Origin of the sequence: Micromonospora sp. DT43 (assembly GCF_049841645.1) — a bacterium.
Classification (GTDB): Bacteria; Actinomycetota; Actinomycetes; order Mycobacteriales; family Micromonosporaceae; genus Micromonospora.
The window spans coordinates 766331-783183 of sequence record NZ_JBNCKR010000001.1 but is presented as its reverse complement, the minus strand read 5'-3'; the positions used below and the strand labels follow the sequence as shown (position 1 = coordinate 783183).

The window sequence follows — 16853 nt, the reverse complement described above, 5'->3', positions numbered from 1 at the left end:
GCCACTGGCTTCGACACACGCCCTGAACGCGTCGCGGCCGGCAGCGGTGTGCCGACCGCGACACGGCGGTTCAGCCGACCGGCGTGGGGAAGCCCCTGCCGTGCTCGGCCTGCAGCCGGAGCATGGCGTGCTCGACCACAGTCACCAGCACCTGCTTCACCGAGTCCCGGTGCCGGGCGTCGGTCATCACCAGCGGCACCTGCGGCGAGATGGCAAGCGCCTCACGGACCTCGTCCAGCTCGTACTGGGGAGCGCCGTCGAACCGGTTCAGCGCCACCACGTACGGTAGGTTGCGGTTCTCGAAGTAGTCCAGCGGGGCGAACGCGTCGGTGATCCGGCGGGTGTCCACCAGGACGGCCGCACCCACCGCACCTCGGATGATCTCGTCCCACATGAACCAGAAGCGGGTCTGACCCGGTGTACCGAACAGGTACAGGATCAGGTCCTGGGCCATGGTGATCCGGCCGAAGTCCATGGCGACCGTGGTGGTCTCCTTGCCCGGCACCTTGGACGGATCGTCGATGCCGACACCCGCGGCGGTCATCACCGCCTCGGTCGTCAGCGGCGTGATCTCGGAGATCGAGCCGACGAGGGTCGTCTTACCGACGCCGAAGCCGCCCGCGACGACGATCTTCGCGGAGACGATTCCCCGGCTCGGCCGCCCCCCAGCGGGGTCATAGCCTGCGAAGTCCACTTAGCACCCTTCCAAGCAGTTCCATCCGCTCCTCGAACCCCTCGGCGGGAGCAGCAGTGTGTAACGTCAGCAGGCTCTCGGCCACCATGTCGGCGACCAGCACCCGGGCGACGCCAAGCGGCATCCGGGTGTACGCGGCGATCTCCGCCAGCGACTGTGCACGGCCCTCGCAGACCGTGGCGATGCGGTGCTTGTCGTGCCCCGCGAAACGGGACTCGGCAACCTGGGTGGGTGAGGCTGTGAGGACCGCCTCGAGGGCGATGTCCTGCCGGGGTTCGGTACGACCGCGGGTGACCGCGTACGGGCGCACCAGAGCCCCGCGCGGGTCAGCGCGTCGTTGGTCCATCCCCGATCACCTCCTCGTCCCCAGCGGAGCCGGCCCACACCGTCTCCCATCCCTGTTCCGGCGCGCGGTCCGCGCGTCGGATTCCGGCGCTACGAGCGCACCGCGTCCCTCGGCAGCGGCACCAGCGCGGCACCGACCCGCTCCACCAGGAGTGCCATCTCGTAGCCCACCTGGCCCACGTCGCAGCTCCGCGCGGCCAGCACGGCCATCGACGAGCCGTCGCTGATCGACATGAGGAAGAGGTAACCGCTGTCCATCTCGATGACGGTCTGCAACACCCCGCCCGCGCTGAACATCCGGGCCGCGCCCTCGGTCAGGCTCACCACGCCGGAGGTGATCGCGGCGAGCTGGTCCGCCCGGTCCCCCGGCAGGTCCCGGGAGGACGCGAGCAGCAGCCCGTCGGCGGACACCGCCACCACGTGGGCGATACCCGCCACGCTGTCGGCGAAGTTGGTGAGCAGCCAACCCATGTCCTGCATGGCAGCTGGCCTGTTCATCGGCTCTCCTTGGTCGAGGTGCTGTTCTGGTCCGTCCCGGCCGTCCGGCCGCGCTGCACGCCGCGGTGGTAGGCCGACAACAGGCCGCGTACTTCATCGGGGGTGCGCCGGCTGCGGTCCCGGCCACCCTTCGGTTCGATGCCACCCGGCACGAGCTGCGCCTGCGGCACCCGCTTGGGCAGACCGGAGCGGGTGGTGCCGGCGGCGGCCGGCTCCGCGGCCCGGCTGGCCAGCGACCAGCCTTCGTCGGCCGCCGTCCGCCAGGCGTCCGGGTCCGTGGCCCGCGGGGGCGTGGTCGGGGTGGCAGCGGGGGCGGGGGCGGGGGCCGCGACCGGCGCCGGCCGGGCGGCCGGCGGCGGGGTGTACGACGGCGGGGCCTTCGGCGTCGACGCGCCACGACCGCCGGTGTTCGCACCGCCGAATCCGTCCATGCTTCCCACGCTCTGTGCTCCGGTGCCCTCGGAACTGCCCGGGGTACGGGTGGGCAGTGGCGGTCGGGCCGGCGCGGTCGCCGGCGCGGACGCGGTGGCCGATTGACCGCCGTTGGCCGCGCGCGGGCCGGCATCGGCGGGCGCGGGCGGTGTGTCGAACTGCGGCCGGGTGAAGATCGCGGTGGCGTCGTCGCCGTGCGATCGGAACCAGACCGCTTCCATCTCCCGGAAGATCGGCGCCTCGGCGGGGAACTCCGGCCGGGTGCTGACCGGCGCGGCGGGCGTCGGTGGCGTGGCCGGCGGAGCGGGCCGCACGGGCGCGGCGGGCTGCACCGGCGGGGCCGGCGTCACGGACGGGGCCGGCGGGGCGACCGCGCCGGGGCCGGCGACCGGCCCGACGGGCAGCACCGGCGCGCTCCGACCGTCGGTGGTGTCGGCCGTCGAGCCGCGCCGGGGCAGCGCGTCGATCGTCGGGTACGCCACGGTCGGGCTGCCCACCGAGGTGCCCGCGCCGTTGCTGTACGCCGGACGGGCGGGCGGGACCGGAGTGGCCGGCGCGGCGGCGGGCGGCGCCGACGGGCGAGCCCCCGTGTAGCCGCCGGCCTGCACGGCCGGGGCGGTGTCCCGCGCGTCGACCGGAGACTGCCACTGCGCGGGCGCCGGGGCGTTGGTCCGCCACTGGTCGGGCAGCGTCGCCGCCGCGGTGGTGGCGCCCGCGTACGACTCGGCGTGGCCGATCGGGGTGAGCGGCGTCTGCTCGACAGCCATCGGCTGGCGCGGACGGGTGAGCACCTGCTCGCGGCCGCGGTTGCTGGGCAGGATCACGGTGGCCGCGGGCAGCGTCACCTGGGCGACGGTGCCGCCCTCCACGTTGCGGCGCAACTCCACCCGGATGCCGTAGCGGGAGGCGAGCCGGCTCACCACGGCCAGACCCATCAGTCGGAAAGCGGCGACGTCCACGCTCGGCGGGGCGGCGAGCCGGCGGTTGAGCGAGTCGAGCTGCTCGTCGGTGAGGCCGAGCCCGCGGTCCTCGATCTGGATCAGGACGTAGTCGCGGATGCGGCGACCGTCGGCGACCACAGTCGTGTTCGGCGGCGAGAACCGGGTGGCGTTGTCCAGCAGCTCGGCGACGAGACGTACCACGTCGTTGACAGCGTGCGCGGCCACCGAGATGTCGGTGTCGACGGTGCCGAACTCGATCCGGTTGTAGAGCTCCACCTCGGACTGCGCGGCACGCAGCACGTCCACGACCAACGCGTCGTCGCGACGCGGTGCACCGGAGTCTGCGCCGGCCAGGACCAGCAGGTTCTCGTCGTTGCGGCGCATTCGGGTGGCCAGGTGGTCCAGCTCGAAGAGCTGGGCCAACCGCTTCGGGTCCTCCTCGCCGCGCTCGATCGCGTCCAGCTCGCCGATCATCCGGTCGACCAGGGTCTGACTGCGGCGGGCCAGGTTGAGGAACATCGCCGAGACGCTCGTGCGCAGTGCGGCCTGCTCGGCGGCGACGCGCACCGCCTCCCGGTGGACGACGTTGAAGGCCAACGCCACCTGTCCGACCTCGTCACGGCTGTTCAGTTGGATCGGGTCCCGGACCTGACGGACGATCTCGTCCACGCCACCGTCACCCACGCTGCCCATGTTCTGCAGTCGCTGCACGGCGTCGGGCAGGTCATGGTTGGCCACCGAGAGCGCGCCCTCGCGCAGCCGGCGCAGCGAGTGGTTCAGCGATCGGGCCAGCACCACGGCCAGCGACACGGCGATGATCAGGGTGAGCAGCACCAGGATCGACTCGACCACTGCCTGCCTGATGACGTCCGAGCGCGCCTGGTCGGCCTGTTCGAGCAGCCGGTCCTGAAGTTGGATCTCGGCCCAGCGCATCAGGTCGTTCACCGCGCCGATGGCGGCGGTGGCGTCCTGCGCGGTGACCAGCGGGCGCTGCCCGACGGAGCGGGTGATGTCGGTGGCGACCCGGTCGGAGAGGCCGACAGCGTCACCGGAGACGGTGCTGTCGACGAGGGCCCGCTGCACGGGGTCGGCGGCGAGCGAGAAGGCGACCAGTGCCTCCTGCTGACTGGTAAGCGTGGCCACGAAGGAGGAGAACTGCTCCGGGTCGAGCTGGCCGGCGCTCAGCGCCGTGAAGGCGACCGCCTCCTCCTCGGCGACGGACGCCTTGGCGCGGGCGAACGCGGCGACCGCGCGACGGCTGTCCGACAGGCTCTCGTCACCGGGCAACTGGGCCAGCCCGTCGCCGTAGGAGACCAGGTCGGTGAGGATGACGCCGTAGCGCAGCACCGACTCGGCGACCGCCATCTGCCGGCGGCCCAGCACCTCCTGGCGGGTGCCATCAAGCGTGGCCAGGTGGTCGTCGATCGCTTCCAGCCGGTCCCGCAGGGCCGCCGGGGCCTCGCCGATCCGGCCCCGCTCGGCGCGGTACTCGTCCACGCGCTGCTGCGTCTGGCGCACCCGCAGGTTGTACGCGTCGGCGGGCTTCTGGGGAGCGGCCAGGTAGGCCGCCGCGGCCATCCGCTCGGCCTGGAGATCCTGGGTCAGCGCGCTGACGTCGATGGACAGCTCGGTGAGCGACCGGGCCCGGGTGGCGTCGTAGGCGCCCTCGCCCACCGAGATGAGTCGGACGGTGGCCAGCGCGATCACCGCGGCCACCGGAACGACCAGAATCAGCGCCAGCTTGGACCGGATCCGGGCGTCCCGCAGTCTCGGCAGGTGCCGGCGCGCGGGCCGAGCGTTCTCGCCGAGCGCGGGCAGGGTCGTCGGTCCGGTGCTCACGACATCGCCTCCGTCGTTTCTTCCCCGCCTGGCCCGCCGAACCGTGCCGTTAGCGGAGGGGACCACGCGCGGCACGGCCGCGATTTCATCAGAGAAGATCGAGTTTGGGAAGCCGCAGTGAGGTAGGAAACGGTCGGACGGCGCGGAGCCCGTGATCCGGTCAACTGATACCTTCATTTCCGCAAGCCCCTGAACAGGGCATGTAACTCCAGAGTGGTCACGCGTGTGTGCAAAGTGAGGTTTTGCAAACATTGCGTTACCCCAGCATGTGGGATGGCCGTCCCGAAAATGCAACCGGGGTCCGCGCTTGACCACAGCGCCGGCCATTGGCAAGGTTTTGCAGGCTTCGCGCACACACCGTACGGCAGACGAGATCCCGCCCTCCACTGAGGACGGATTAGCGGCGGTGACCGGGCAGCGCCCGCGCCCGCACCTGGAGGACTGAGTTGAGCCCCATCCGCTCCGCGACCATCGCGGCGCTCGCATCGGCCGTAGTGGCCACCACGCTCACCGGCTGCCAGTTCGGCGGAGCGGAGCAGGACACGAGTCCGATCGTGATCGCCGCCGATCTCGAACTCTCCGGGGCCGCGGCCCAGGTCGGTCAGACATACCAGCGGGCCCTGAAACTCAAGGTCGATCAGTTGAACGCCTCCGGAGCACTGAACGGCCGGAAGATCGATCTGAGGGTCAAGGACAACCGTTCCGACGCCGCCGAGTCGCTGCGCAACATCGCCGACTTCAGCAGCGATTCCCAAGTAAGCGCCATCGTCATGGGCGGCTGTAACGAATGCGCGGTCGGCGCCGTCGGTGTCATCAACGACAAGCGGATTCCGACCATTGCGCTCGCGGCTTCCGGCGCGATCGCGAGCCCGGTCGCCGATCGGCGCTACGTGTTCAAGCTGGGCCCGAACGCGGCGGACAGCGCCGCCGCGCTCACCACCGAACTGCGTCGTAAGAGCGTCCGCAAGGTGGGCCTGCTCGCCAGCAACGACGACTACGGCCGCGAGGGTGTGCTCGCGTTGCGCCGCGAGCTGACCAAGGCCAACATCAAGGTCGCCGGAGAGGAGTCGGTGAAGACCACCGACACCGAGGTCGCCCAACAGGTCGGCAAGCTCACCAAGCTCAAGCTCGACGCGCTTGTCGTCTGGACCCCGCCGGAGCAGGCCGCGCTGGCCGCTACAAGCGCCCAGCAGGCCGCGTTCCGGGGATCGCTCTTCTTCGACGCGGGAGCGGCCGGTGACCTCTTCCTCGGCGCCGCCGCCCGGGCCACCGAAAAGGCCACGATGGTCTTCACCCAGACCATGGTGATCGATGACGTGATCGCCACCACGCCGGCGAAGGCGGCCCGGCGGCAGTGGTTCCAGGACTACACCGCGCGCTTCGGCGGCTACAACGGATCCTCGTCCTTCGCCGCCGACGCCATCCAGCTCATCGCCGACGCCGAACTGCGCGCCGGCGGGCCGGCCGGGAAGGTCGACCGGGACGGCATCCGCGACGTGCTGGAGACGTCCCAGATCGACGGCCTCTCCGGCCCGATCCGCATGACGCCCGACAACCACTCCGGCCTCATGCCACAGGCGCTCACCACGCTCGTCGCCCGCAACGGTCGTTGGCGGTTGGCGGGGTAGCCGGCTTTCGTCGAGCTTCAGGTTGGGGCTGTGGCCTACCGTGCCCGGCTCCGGGCGGTCAGGCTTGATCCCTCCGCCGGGCACGGTAGGCCACAGCCCTTCCGTGTCACCGTCACTGGAAGGGCCGGCCTCCTTCGTGGGGGCCGGCCCTTCTGCGTTGCCTTTGTTCGCTTTGCTCTGCCGGACGGGGTCAGCGGCTGCTTGTGGTTTCGCGCACCCAGGGCAGGGCGATCCGCTCGACGAGCACGAGCGCGGAGTAGAGCAGGATGCTCACAAGCGCCACCAGCATGATCGCCGCCCAGGCCGTGGCGGTGTCGCCGACGCCCGCGTACTGGGTGATCACGTAACCCAGGCCGCTCTCCCCGGCCTGGAACTCACCGATCACCGCGCCGATGGCCGCCAGCGGCATGGCCACCTTGAGGCCGACGAAGATCTGCGGCAACGCCGCCGGGAAGCGCACCTTGCGGAACGCCTGCCAACGGGAGGCGTTCCACGATCGGACCAGCTCGGCCAGGTCGGCCGGCGTGGTGGTCAACCCGGTCGCGGTGGACAGCACGATGGGGAAGAAGCAGAGCAGGAACACCATCGTCAGGATCGGCTTCTGACCCCAGCCCAGCGCCACCACCAGCAGCGGGCCCAGGGTGATCTTCGGCACGGCGTTCACCGCGACCAGCAGCGGGGTGAACATCCGCTCGACCGTGTGGGAGCTCGCCAGAGACAGTCCGATCACGACGCCGGCGGCGACTGACAGGACGAAGCCGACCAGGATCTCCAGCAGGGTGGCCCAGGTGTGCTCCAGCATCTGGGCGGGCTTGTCGACGAACGCGGTGAGCACGTCACCCGGCGGCGGCAGGGCGGCCGGGTGGACCAGCTCCAGCCGGGCGATCAGCCACCAGGCGGCCAGGGCCACCACGAGGCCGGCCGCGGGCAGCAGCGCTGCCCCGGCCCCCGCGCGCAGGCCGGCGCCCCGACCCGCCCGACGCGCCTCCCGGCCGGCGCCCGGGGGTGGGGGCGCCGTCACCGCCGGCTCGGCTGAGCGGACGTCGGTCATCTTGTCCTCCTCGTGATTCGCCGGCCGCGGGGGCCGACGAGCGACGGGGGTACGTCCCACCGGATCCGGCGGGACGTACCCCCTGGTGACGACCGGACGATCAGGCCTTCGGCGCGAGGCTGAAGTCGATGATCTGCTCGGGGGTGATGTTCTGCTTGAGCGCGCCCGCGCCCTGCAGGATCGCGATGCTCTTCGCGACCCGGCCGCTGTCAAGCGTGCCGATGGCGGTGCCGGAGTTGCCGGAACGCACGTACGCGGCCATCAGGTCCAGCTCGGCGGCGGCGGCCACCGGGTTGGCGGCGTCGACGTTCTTCTTCAGGATCTCGCCGGCCTCCTTGGAGTTAGCCAGGCTGTACTCCAGGCCCTTGAGCAGCGCAGCGGTGAACCGCTTCACCATCTCGGGCTTCTCCTTGGCGGTCTTCGAGGAGGTGATCAGCACGTTGCCGTAGAGGTCCTGCATCACGTTGCTGTACGGCAGCATGACGGCCTTCTTCTTGGCCACCGCCTCGATGGTCGGCTGGCCGACGACGAACTGGCCGATGCCGTCCACCGACCCGCTGGCCAGGGTGCCGATCAGCGCCTGCGCCTCACCGTTGACCCAGGTCACCTTGCTGGCGTCCACGCCGGCGAGCCGGGCGTACGTCGGGAACAGGTTGCGGACCACGGAGCCGGGGGTGTCGGCGAGCTTCTTGCCCTCCAGGTCCTTGGGCGAGTTGATGTTCTTGCCCTCGACCGTGGCGATGCCGGCCATCGTGCGCTGCTGGATCGCGGCCACGGCCGTGAAGTCCTTGGCCTGGCCGTTGCCGAGCTGGAGCAGACCACCGGTGAGGTCGATCGGGCCGAAGTCCGCCTGCCCACCGACGACGGTCTGGATCACACCACCGGTGCCCTGACCGGCCTTGATGTCGACGTCGAAGCCGGCCTCCTTGAAGAAGCCCTTGTCCTTCGCCACCCAGGCGTAGGAGTCACGGCCGAAGTTACCGAAGGAGGTGAGGTAGGTCACCTTCTCCATCTTCTTGCCGTCGCCGCCCTTGGCATCGTCGGCCGAGTCCGACCCGCTGCTGCAGGCGGAGACGAGGGCGAGGGCAGTGGCCAGCGCGGCCGTAGCGACCGTACGGGTCAGCCTTCTCATCAGTAGCACCATGTCCTTTCCGACCGGGGCCGCAGGCCACCGGAGGGGGTTGTCGCGACGGGACCGGCGGGAGGGGTTGAAGCCGGGCACCGCCATCGTGAGGGGACTCTTCGCGGGCACAGCGTACGAGAAACCCACAGTTGCGACGCCAGGCGTATCGGGTTGCGGAACGGAAACAACCTGACGACCACCCCGGACGGTGCGAGTTGTCAACGGTGCAGCTAGCCTTTGTCGGATTCCTGACCGTCCACTCAGCGGAGGTACGCCGCAGATGATCCGACTGTCCGGGGTGTCGCGTACCTTCGAGGGCCGATCCGGCCAGGTCGAGGCCCTTCGCGGCATCGACCTCGACGTCGCCGAGGGCGAGTTCGTCGCCGTGCTCGGGCGCTCCGGTTGCGGCAAGTCGACCCTGCTCCGGTTGATCGCCGGGCTGCTCCCGCTGACCTCGGGCGAGATCACCGTGGCCGGTACGCCGATCACCCGGCCCCGCCGCGACATCGCCATGCTGTTCCAGAAGCCTGCGCTGCTGCCGTGGCGCAGCGTGCTCGACAACGTGCTGCTGCCGGTGGAGATCTTCGGCTGGAGCCGCGCCAAGCACCGCGAGCGAGCCCGGCAACTGCTCGACGTGGCCGGGCTGGCCGGGTTCGAGAAGCGGCTGCCGCACGAACTCTCCGGTGGCATGCAGCAGCGGGTGTCGCTGTGCCGGTCGCTCATCGGCGAACCCCGGGTGATGCTGATGGACGAGCCGTTCTCCGCGCTCGACGCGCTCACCCGCGAGGAACTCTCCGGCGAACTGCAGCGCGTGCACATGGAGAACAAGCCGACGATCGTCTTCGTCACCCACTCGATCGACGAGGCGGTGCTGCTCGCCGACCGGGTGGTCGTGCTGAGCCCCCGCCCCGGGCGGATCCGCAAGGTGGTCGAGGTGGCCATCCCCCGACCCCGCACCCTGGGCCGCAACGCGCACCTCGCCGACGTCGCCCGGGTCAGCGCCGACCTGCACGAGCTGTTGATGGAACGCGACCAGCCGGCCGCGGCCGGCATGGAGGGACGATGACCATGCGGGTGTCGGTCTTCACCGAGCCGCACCGGGGTGCCGACTACGACACCCAGCTCCGGTTCGCCCGGCTGGTCGAGGCCGGCGGCTACGAGGGCTTCCTCCGCGCCGACCACTACCAGTCGATGGGCGCCGACCCGGGCCTTCCCGGGCCCACGGACGCCTGGCTGACGCTCGCCGCGCTGGCCCGCGAGACCCAACGGATCCGGCTCGGCACCCTGGTCACGTCGGCGACCTTCCGACTGCCCGGCCCGCTCGCCGTGCTTGTCGCGCAGGTCGACCAGATGAGCGGCGGCCGGGTCGACCTCGGCATCGGCGCCGGCTGGTACGAGCGTGAGCACACCTCGTACGGCATCCCGTTCCCGGCCGTCGGCGAGCGCTTCGACCGACTGGCCGAGCAGCTTGAGGTGATCACCGGGCTGTGGGCCACCCCGGTGGGCGAGACGTACAGCTTCACCGGTGACCACTACCGACTGGTGGACGCGCCCGCGCTACCCAAGCCGGCGCAGGTGCCCGGACCGCCGATCATCGTGGGCGGGCGCGGTCCCAAGCGGACCCCCGAACTGGCCGCGCGCTACGCCGACGAGTTCAACATGCCGTTCAAGTCCGTGGCCGAGACCGCCGCGGCGTACGACCGGGTGCGGGAGGCGTGCGACCGCGTGGGTCGGACGGAGGCCGGGCGGGCGCCGCTTGTCCTCTCCGCCGGGATCGTGGTGGCCATCGGCCGTACCGACGCCGAGGCGCAGCTCCGGGCCGCGCCCCTGCACGAGAAGAGCGCTCTGCCACCGGAGGACCCGGTGGTCGGTTCGCCCGCGCAGCTCGTGCAGCGGATCGGCGAGTTCGCCGAGATCGGCGCCACCCGGGTGCACCTGCGCATGACCGACCTCGACGACCTCGACCACCTCGAACTGATCGCCGCAGAGGTGCTCCCCCAACTGGAGGCTGGACGATGACCGACGTGATCGACGGCACCGAGCTCGGGCCGGTGGGCCAGGAGATCGTGTACGAGAACGACCGGGTCCGGGTCTGGCACATCCGGCTCGAACCGGGCGAGCGGCAGCCCCTGCACCGGCACGACCACCCTTACCTGGTGGTGGCGATCCAGGGCGCGAAGAACGTCGTACAGACCATCGACGGCACCCGGATCGACGCCGACGAGCCAACAGGTGGAGTCGTCTACCGGGATCCCGGTGCCGTACACATGCTCACCAATGTCGGGGACACGACATACCTGGCCCGGCTGGTCGAACTCAAGTAGACGCGCCGGGGGCCGGCCGCCGCGCCGCGCGGCGCGCCGGTGGCGATCGGGTGTACCAGGTGCGTAACGTGCCGGACATGGCCTTTCGGACCTGGGGCAGACTACTGCTCACGGCGCTCGGGGTGAGCGTGCTGGCCGGAGCCGGCCAGCTCGGCGTCGCGTACGGCTTCGGCATCGTCCGACTCACCGGCGCCTTCACCGGCACGACAGTCAACCAGTGGCCGGCCCAGCTCGTCTGGGTGGGCTGGTTCGCCGCGAACGCCGCCGTCGCCGGCGCCGTCCTGACCGGGCGCCTGGCCCGCCGGGACACCCCGCCGGCCAGCACCGGCCGGCAACTCGCCATCGGCGGCGCGGCAGCGCTCGGCGCCACCGCCGTGGCCCCACTCTGCATGCAGCCCGCCCGCGCCGCCGAGTTGATCTCGGTGGACCCGGTCTGGGCGGTCGGCATCTGCGCCATCCTCGGGGCGGTCATCGGAGCGGGCGCGGCCATCGCCGTGCTGTTCCGACCGGAACTGGGCTGGAACATGGCCGCCGTGGCCGGGGCGGTCTGGCTGCTGGCGTTGATCTCCGTCCTGCCGTCGCTCGGCACCGCCGGCCCGCTGCCCACCGTCCGACTCGGCGTACTCGAACCGAACTGGCTGGACGACGCCGCCGCCCAGCGCCTGGCGCTGCTCCTGCTGCCCATGGTGGCGCTGCTCGCGGGCGCGGCTACCGCCGGGCTGGCCCGCTGGCGCGGCCAGGTCCCGCTGGTCAGCGGGGCGACCGGGGTGGCCGGTCCGGTGCTGCTGGCATTCGCCTACCTGACCGCCGGCCCCGGCGACGCGGTGGACCGCTACCAGACCACCCCCTACTACGGCGCGCTGATCGCAGTCCTCGCCGGCGCCCTCGGCGCCGCTGCCGCCGCCCTGCTGCGCTGGCCCGTCGGCGCGCGCGGCGCCGATTCCCAGGCGATCGAGCCGAGCGACATCCTGCGCCCGCTGCCGGCCGGTCCGCCGCTGCCGGGTGCCGAACCGGCACCGTCGACGGGCGACGACCACCGCGACACCGAGTCCACCACCGACGCGACCCTCACCGCCGGGCAACTGGCGAAGACCGGTCCGGGCCTGCGCGCCGCCGACGACACCGCCACCGTACGCACCGTCCCCGCCCACTGGGACTGGCCGGCGACCACGGCGAGCGGCCAGCACGGCCCGGTCCCCGCCGACGCGACGCGCCCGCGCGAGGCTTCCCGTCCGGCCGGCCGCCGCCAGCGCACCGACACCACTCCGGACTTGCTGACGACTGTCGCTCCGACCCAGGACGCGCTCCTCCCGAGCGGCCAGCACGACCGCGCGGCCAACCCGCCGGCCCCCGCCTCCTGGCTGACCGATCCGACCGGCGAGTTCACCGCCGGGCGACAGTCGGCCCCGTCGAGCCGGGACGGGGACACCATCGGCGCCGCCGACCCGACACCCGTCGCGGAGGCCGACGACCCGACCGGCAGCACGACGACGACCACGGCCGGTGGCGACGAGCCGGGCAGCGACGACACGACGACAAGCGACCCGGCGGCCCAGGTCACCCCCGAGACGGTCCCGGACACGTCGAGCGCGAGCAGCGCGGGCACGCCGAGCGCGAGCAGCGCAGGCACGTCCGTCGCGAGCAGCAAGGGCACGTCCGCCGCGTTCGGGGCGGGCACGCCGAGCGCGAGCAACGCAGGTACGCCGAGCGTGGGCACGTCGAGCGCGCCAAGCGCGGGCAGCGCAGGCACACCGAGCACGAGCGGCGCGGCCACGTCGAGCACGAGCGGCGCGGGTGACGGCACGGTCGACGCACCAGCACCCAAGCCACGCCGTACGCGCAAATCGAAGTCCACGCCGGTCGAGCCGAATACGCCGGGACCGCACGCGACCGCGATCGGCGCGGGCCTTCCCACTCCCGTCGGCTCGGAACCGAACCTCGCCGACGGCGGTGCCCACGCTCCGGCTGGGGCCACCGCTGACGGTGCGCCAACAGCCGGACCGACCGCCGACCCCACAGCAGCAGCCTCCGCATCGACAGGTGGGCGCACCAGGCGGCCGGCCGGGTCCGGCACGGCCACCGACGTCACCGGCGCTGACTTCGCAGGACCCGTCGACCAGGGCGCTTCACTGCCCGGCCAGGGCACCGAGCCCGGCCAGAAGCAGACCAGCGGGAAAGATCCGCAGGAGCAGGCCATCGGCAGCGGCGAGACGAGCCCGCGCGGCGAGGCCGCCAGCAGCGAGCCGGAGGCAGAGCCGGAGGGCACCACCGTCCCGGCTGCTGATCCCGCACCCCTCGACGCGTCCGGGACGGGCCGCGCCGAGCCGGCCGCAACCGGGGGCGAGCTGTTCCGCGAGGCGACTGCCGACGGCCCGGCGACCGACAGGTGGACTCCAGCGGCACCGGCCTGGCCGGTCACCTCGACGTGGACCACCGCACCGGCGACGGGAACTACCGAACCCGAACCGTCCGCTTCGGATGCTCCCGTCGTCGCGGAGGAGTCGGACTGGACGCCCCGCTTCCGGCACCGGGCGCCGCTGCCGGACCTGAGCCGCGCCAGCACCTGGGACGCCTTCAACACCAGTCGGCGTGCCGCACCGGATCGGACCACCAGCACGCCAGACCAGAGCACCAGCACGACGGACCAGAGCGGGCCGACAGGTCCGACCGTCAGCGGCGCGGACCGGGGCGGGCCGACCGACCAGGTTGGCAGCATGCCGGATCAGAGCAGCCCGACCGGCGCCAAGCTCGGCCGGGGCCGGTCGAGAGACCGCGCCTCAAGCACGACCGACCGAGACAACGGCACGACCGACCAGGGCAGCGGCACGACGGATCGGGGCGTCGACCGGGGCGGTCGGGTCGGCGAGGCTACCGGCGCGTCCGCCGTGGTGGGATCTGTCCTGCCGGCGTCGGCTGGTCCGGGCATACCTGAGCAGGGCGGCGCATCCGGCACCGCCGACAGGGGTGCGTCCGGCACCACCGACAGGGGCGCGTCCGGCACCACCGACAGGGGCGCATCCGACACCACCGACAGGGGCGCACCCGGCACCGCCGACAGGGGCGCGTCCGACGCCGCCGACAGTGACGGGCCGGACAGTGCCGCTGGGCGGGCCGCGCCGGCGTCCACGGACGACGCGGAGCAGTCCTCCCGGCGGGGACGGCTCGGTGGCCTGTTCCGGCGTAACCGGGCTCGGGCAGACGAGGAGAAGCGGCCCGCAGCGGATGAGGCGGAGCCGCTGCCCACGCAGGACGAGGAGTTCGTCGACTGGGTCGCCGGGCTCGGCAAGCCGATCGCGGACAACGAGCCGGAGCAGGAGAACGGCCGTCGCTCGCTGCGCTCCACAGGCCGTCACCACCGCGACTGATCACCCGACCGGCCTGATCGACTCGGGTTCCTGGAATCCGGGCTGTCCACCGCTCCCGGACACCCCGACTTCCGTGAACCCGAGTCGATCACGCTGCACCAGGTCAGGCGAGCGGCAGATAGACCTTCCCGCCGCCGGAGACGAACTCCTCCGACTTGTCCTTCATGCCGCGGGCCGCGTACTCCTTGAGCTCTTGGGTGATCTTCATGGAGCAGAACTTCGGGCCGCACATCGAGCAGAAGTGCGCCGTCTTCGCCGGCTCGGCGGGCAGCGTCGCGTCGTGGTACGAGCGCGCGGTCTCCGGGTCCAGCGAGAGGTTGAACTGGTCCTCCCAGCGGAACTCGAACCGCGCCTTCGACAGCGCGTCGTCCCACTCCTGCGCGCCGGGGTGGCCCTTGGCCAGGTCCGCCGCGTGCGCCGCGATCTTGTACGCGATCACGCCCGCCTTCACGTCGTCGCGGTCCGGCAGGCCGAGGTGCTCCTTCGGGGTGACGTAGCAGAGCATCGCGGTGCCGAACATGCCGATCATCGCGGCGCCGATCGCCGAGGTGATGTGGTCGTACGCGGGCGCGATGTCGGTGGTCAGCGGACCGAGCGTGTAGAACGGCGCCTCGTGGCACCACTCCTGCTGGAGGTCCACGTTCTCCTTGATCTTGTGCATGGGCACGTGGCCGGGGCCCTCGATCATCACCTGCACGTCGTGCTCCCAGGCGACAGTGGTCAGCTCGCCGAGGGTGCGCAGCTCGGCGAACTGCGCCTCGTCGTTGGCGTCGGCGATCGAGCCGGGGCGCAGCCCGTCGCCGAGCGAGAACGTCACGTCGTAGCGCGCGAGCAGCGCACACAGCTCGGCGAAGTTGGTGTAGAGGAAGTTCTCCTCGTGGTGCGCCAGGCACCACGCCGCCATGATCGAGCCACCCCGGGAGACGATGCCGGTGACCCGGTCCACGGCCAGCGGCACGTACGGCAGCAGCACCCCTGCGTGCACAGTCATGTAGTCGACGCCCTGCTCGGCCTGCTCGATCACGGTCTCCCGGAAGACCTCCCAGCTCAGCTTCACCGGGTCGCCGCCGACCTTCTCCAGGGCCTGGTAGATGGGCACCGTCCCGATCGGGACCGGCGAGTTCCGCACGATCGCCTCGCGGGTCTCGTGGATCCGCTTGCCGGTGGACAGGTCCATCACGGTGTCCGCGCCCCAGCGGGTGGCCCAGGTGAGCTTCTCCACCTCCTCGGCGACCGACGAGCTGACCGCCGACGTGCCGATGTTGGCGTTCACCTTGACCAGGAACGCCTTGCCGATGATCGCCGGCTCGCACTCCGGGTGGTTGACGTTGAGCGGCAGCACCGCCCGACCGGCGGCGATCTCGGCCCGGACCAGTTCCGGGTCGACGTTCTCCCGGATCGCCACGAACTCCATCTCCGGCGTCACCACGCCGGCCCGCGCGTACGCGAGCTGCGTCGGACGACGTCCGTCCACACCGGCGAGCGGCGTACCCGCGCCCCGCACCGGCGCCACGTCACCCCGTTCGGCGATCCACGGACCGCGAAGCGCGGGTAACCCCACCGAGGGATCCGATCCCGGGCCGGACGTGTCGTAGAGCCGCACCGGCGGATGGTCGCCGGTCAGCGCCACCTCGGCGAACGGCACCCGCACATCCGGCCGTGACCCCTCGACGTACACCTTGCCTCGTGCCTGCATGACAACCTCCCTGGTGATCAGGCGGACCAGCCGAAGTGATCCAGCGGCCCGCGCCCCGCGCCCAGCTCCCAACCCCGCGCGCCGGACAGCGCGCCGAGCACGTACTCCTTGGCGGCCGCGACCGCCGCCGGCACCGGATCACCCAGCGCGAGCCGCACGGCGATCGCCGCCGAGAACGAGCACCCGGTGCCGTGGGTGTGCCGGGTGTCCACCCGTGGCCCGCGCAGCAGGGTCGTGACGCCGCCCCCGTGCAGCACGTCGACCGCTTCGTCCCCACCGAGGTCACCGCCGGTGACCACCACGTGCTCCGGGCCGCCGGCGGCGAGGGCCTCCGCGGCGACGACCATCCCGGCCACGTCGTCCACTCCGCGTCCGGTGATGGCCGCGGCCTCCGCGCAGTTCGGCGTCGCCACCCGGGCGTACGGAAGCAGCCGCTCCACCGCGCCCACCACGCCGAGCCGGTGGCCGCTCGTGGCGACAAGTACCGGATCGACGACGAGTTGGGGCAGCCGGCCGTCCCGGGCGGCCTGGGCCACCGCGTCGGCGACGGCGGGCGTGCCGAGCATTCCCGTCTTGACGGCGCCCACAGTGAAGTCGGCGAGGACGCTGTCCAACTGCTCGGTGACCGTGCGCGGCGGCAGCGGCAGGACGGCGTCGACGCCCCGGGTGTTCTGGGCGGTGACCGCCGTGAGGACGCTGGTGCCGTACGCCCCGAGCGCCGCGAAGACCTTCAGGTCGGCCTGGATGCCAGCGCCGCCGCCGGAGTCGGAGCCGGCGATGGTGAGGACTGTGCGCGGGGTCATGTCGCCTCTTTGGTTGCGGTTGGGGGCTGCGGCCCGGCCGGGCCCCCGCCGGGGGGGGGGGGGTGGGCCCGGGGGGGGCGCGGGGGCGCGCCGCCCCGGCGGGGAGGCCGCCGG

The 16853-nt window shown here is 72.2% G+C and carries 13 protein-coding genes; 5 read left to right on the top strand and 8 right to left on the bottom strand.

The features are described 5' to 3' along the window. Positions 1 to 70: 70 nt before the first annotated feature. The 4 genes from ACLQ26_RS03650 to ACLQ26_RS03635 all read right to left on the bottom strand — a co-directional run bounded on the left by ACLQ26_RS03650 (position 71) and on the right by ACLQ26_RS03635 (position 4749). Complete coding sequence (locus tag ACLQ26_RS03650) at positions 71 to 694, bottom strand: GTP-binding protein (protein ID WP_363680409.1); 624 nt, start codon at positions 692 to 694, stop codon at positions 71 to 73. Beyond that, entirely contained in the window at positions 675 to 1040 is a 366-nt protein-coding gene (locus ACLQ26_RS03645) for a DUF742 domain-containing protein (RefSeq protein WP_007465174.1), read from the bottom strand. Before ACLQ26_RS03645 ends, ACLQ26_RS03650 begins: the two co-directional genes overlap by 20 nt. An 89-nt stretch (positions 1041 to 1129) precedes the next feature. Further along, on the bottom strand, positions 1130 to 1537 hold the full coding sequence (locus ACLQ26_RS03640) for a roadblock/LC7 domain-containing protein (protein WP_007465177.1): 408 nt from the start codon (positions 1535 to 1537) through the stop codon (positions 1130 to 1132). Further along, entirely contained in the window at positions 1534 to 4749 is a 3216-nt protein-coding gene (locus ACLQ26_RS03635) for a sensor histidine kinase (RefSeq protein ID WP_425743062.1), read from the bottom strand. The genes ACLQ26_RS03640 and ACLQ26_RS03635 overlap by 4 nt, the downstream gene beginning before the upstream one ends. Positions 4750 to 5195: 446 nt before the next feature. Here ACLQ26_RS03635 and ACLQ26_RS03630 point away from each other — a divergent pair, with 446 nt between their 5' ends. After that, a complete protein-coding gene (locus ACLQ26_RS03630) occupies positions 5196 to 6377 on the top strand; it encodes an ABC transporter substrate-binding protein (RefSeq protein WP_425743061.1) in 1182 nt (393 codons plus the stop codon). Between the two features lie 190 nt (positions 6378 to 6567). On the opposite strand, the gene ACLQ26_RS03625 is transcribed toward ACLQ26_RS03630, so the two are convergent. Next, complete coding sequence (locus tag ACLQ26_RS03625; protein WP_425743060.1) at positions 6568 to 7428, bottom strand: ABC transporter permease; 861 nt, start codon at positions 7426 to 7428, stop codon at positions 6568 to 6570. Positions 7429 to 7528: 100 nt separating this feature from the next. Next, positions 7529 to 8560 (bottom strand): ABC transporter substrate-binding protein, encoded by a 1032-nt coding sequence (locus ACLQ26_RS03620; RefSeq protein WP_425743059.1) that lies wholly within the window; start codon positions 8558 to 8560, stop codon positions 7529 to 7531. Positions 8561 to 8831: 271 nt separating this feature from the next. Here ACLQ26_RS03620 and ACLQ26_RS03615 point away from each other — a divergent pair, with 271 nt between their 5' ends. The 4 genes from ACLQ26_RS03615 (at position 8832) to ACLQ26_RS03600 (ending at position 14240) form a co-directional block, all read left to right on the top strand. Further along, complete coding sequence (locus ACLQ26_RS03615) at positions 8832 to 9617, top strand: ABC transporter ATP-binding protein (protein ID WP_425743058.1); 786 nt, start codon at positions 8832 to 8834, stop codon at positions 9615 to 9617. Between the two features lie 2 nt (positions 9618 to 9619). Next, positions 9620 to 10570 (top strand): LLM class F420-dependent oxidoreductase, encoded by a 951-nt coding sequence (locus tag ACLQ26_RS03610; protein WP_425743143.1) that lies wholly within the window; start codon positions 9620 to 9622, stop codon positions 10568 to 10570. After that, positions 10567 to 10875 (top strand): cupin, encoded by a 309-nt coding sequence (locus ACLQ26_RS03605; RefSeq protein ID WP_266246239.1) that lies wholly within the window; start codon positions 10567 to 10569, stop codon positions 10873 to 10875. The genes ACLQ26_RS03610 and ACLQ26_RS03605 overlap by 4 nt, the downstream gene beginning before the upstream one ends. A 77-nt stretch (positions 10876 to 10952) precedes the next feature. Then, entirely contained in the window at positions 10953 to 14240 is a 3288-nt protein-coding gene (locus ACLQ26_RS03600) for a hypothetical protein (RefSeq protein WP_425743057.1), read from the top strand. A 103-nt stretch (positions 14241 to 14343) separates the two neighbouring features. Here the strand turns inward: ACLQ26_RS03600 and thiC are convergent, their stop codons facing one another. Further along, entirely contained in the window at positions 14344 to 15936 is a 1593-nt protein-coding gene (thiC, locus tag ACLQ26_RS03595; RefSeq protein ID WP_425743056.1) for a phosphomethylpyrimidine synthase ThiC, read from the bottom strand. Positions 15937 to 15953: 17 nt separating this feature from the next. Then, positions 15954 to 16739 (bottom strand): bifunctional hydroxymethylpyrimidine kinase/phosphomethylpyrimidine kinase, encoded by a 786-nt coding sequence (gene thiD / locus ACLQ26_RS03590; protein ID WP_425743055.1) that lies wholly within the window; start codon positions 16737 to 16739, stop codon positions 15954 to 15956. Positions 16740 to 16853 lie beyond the last annotated feature (114 nt).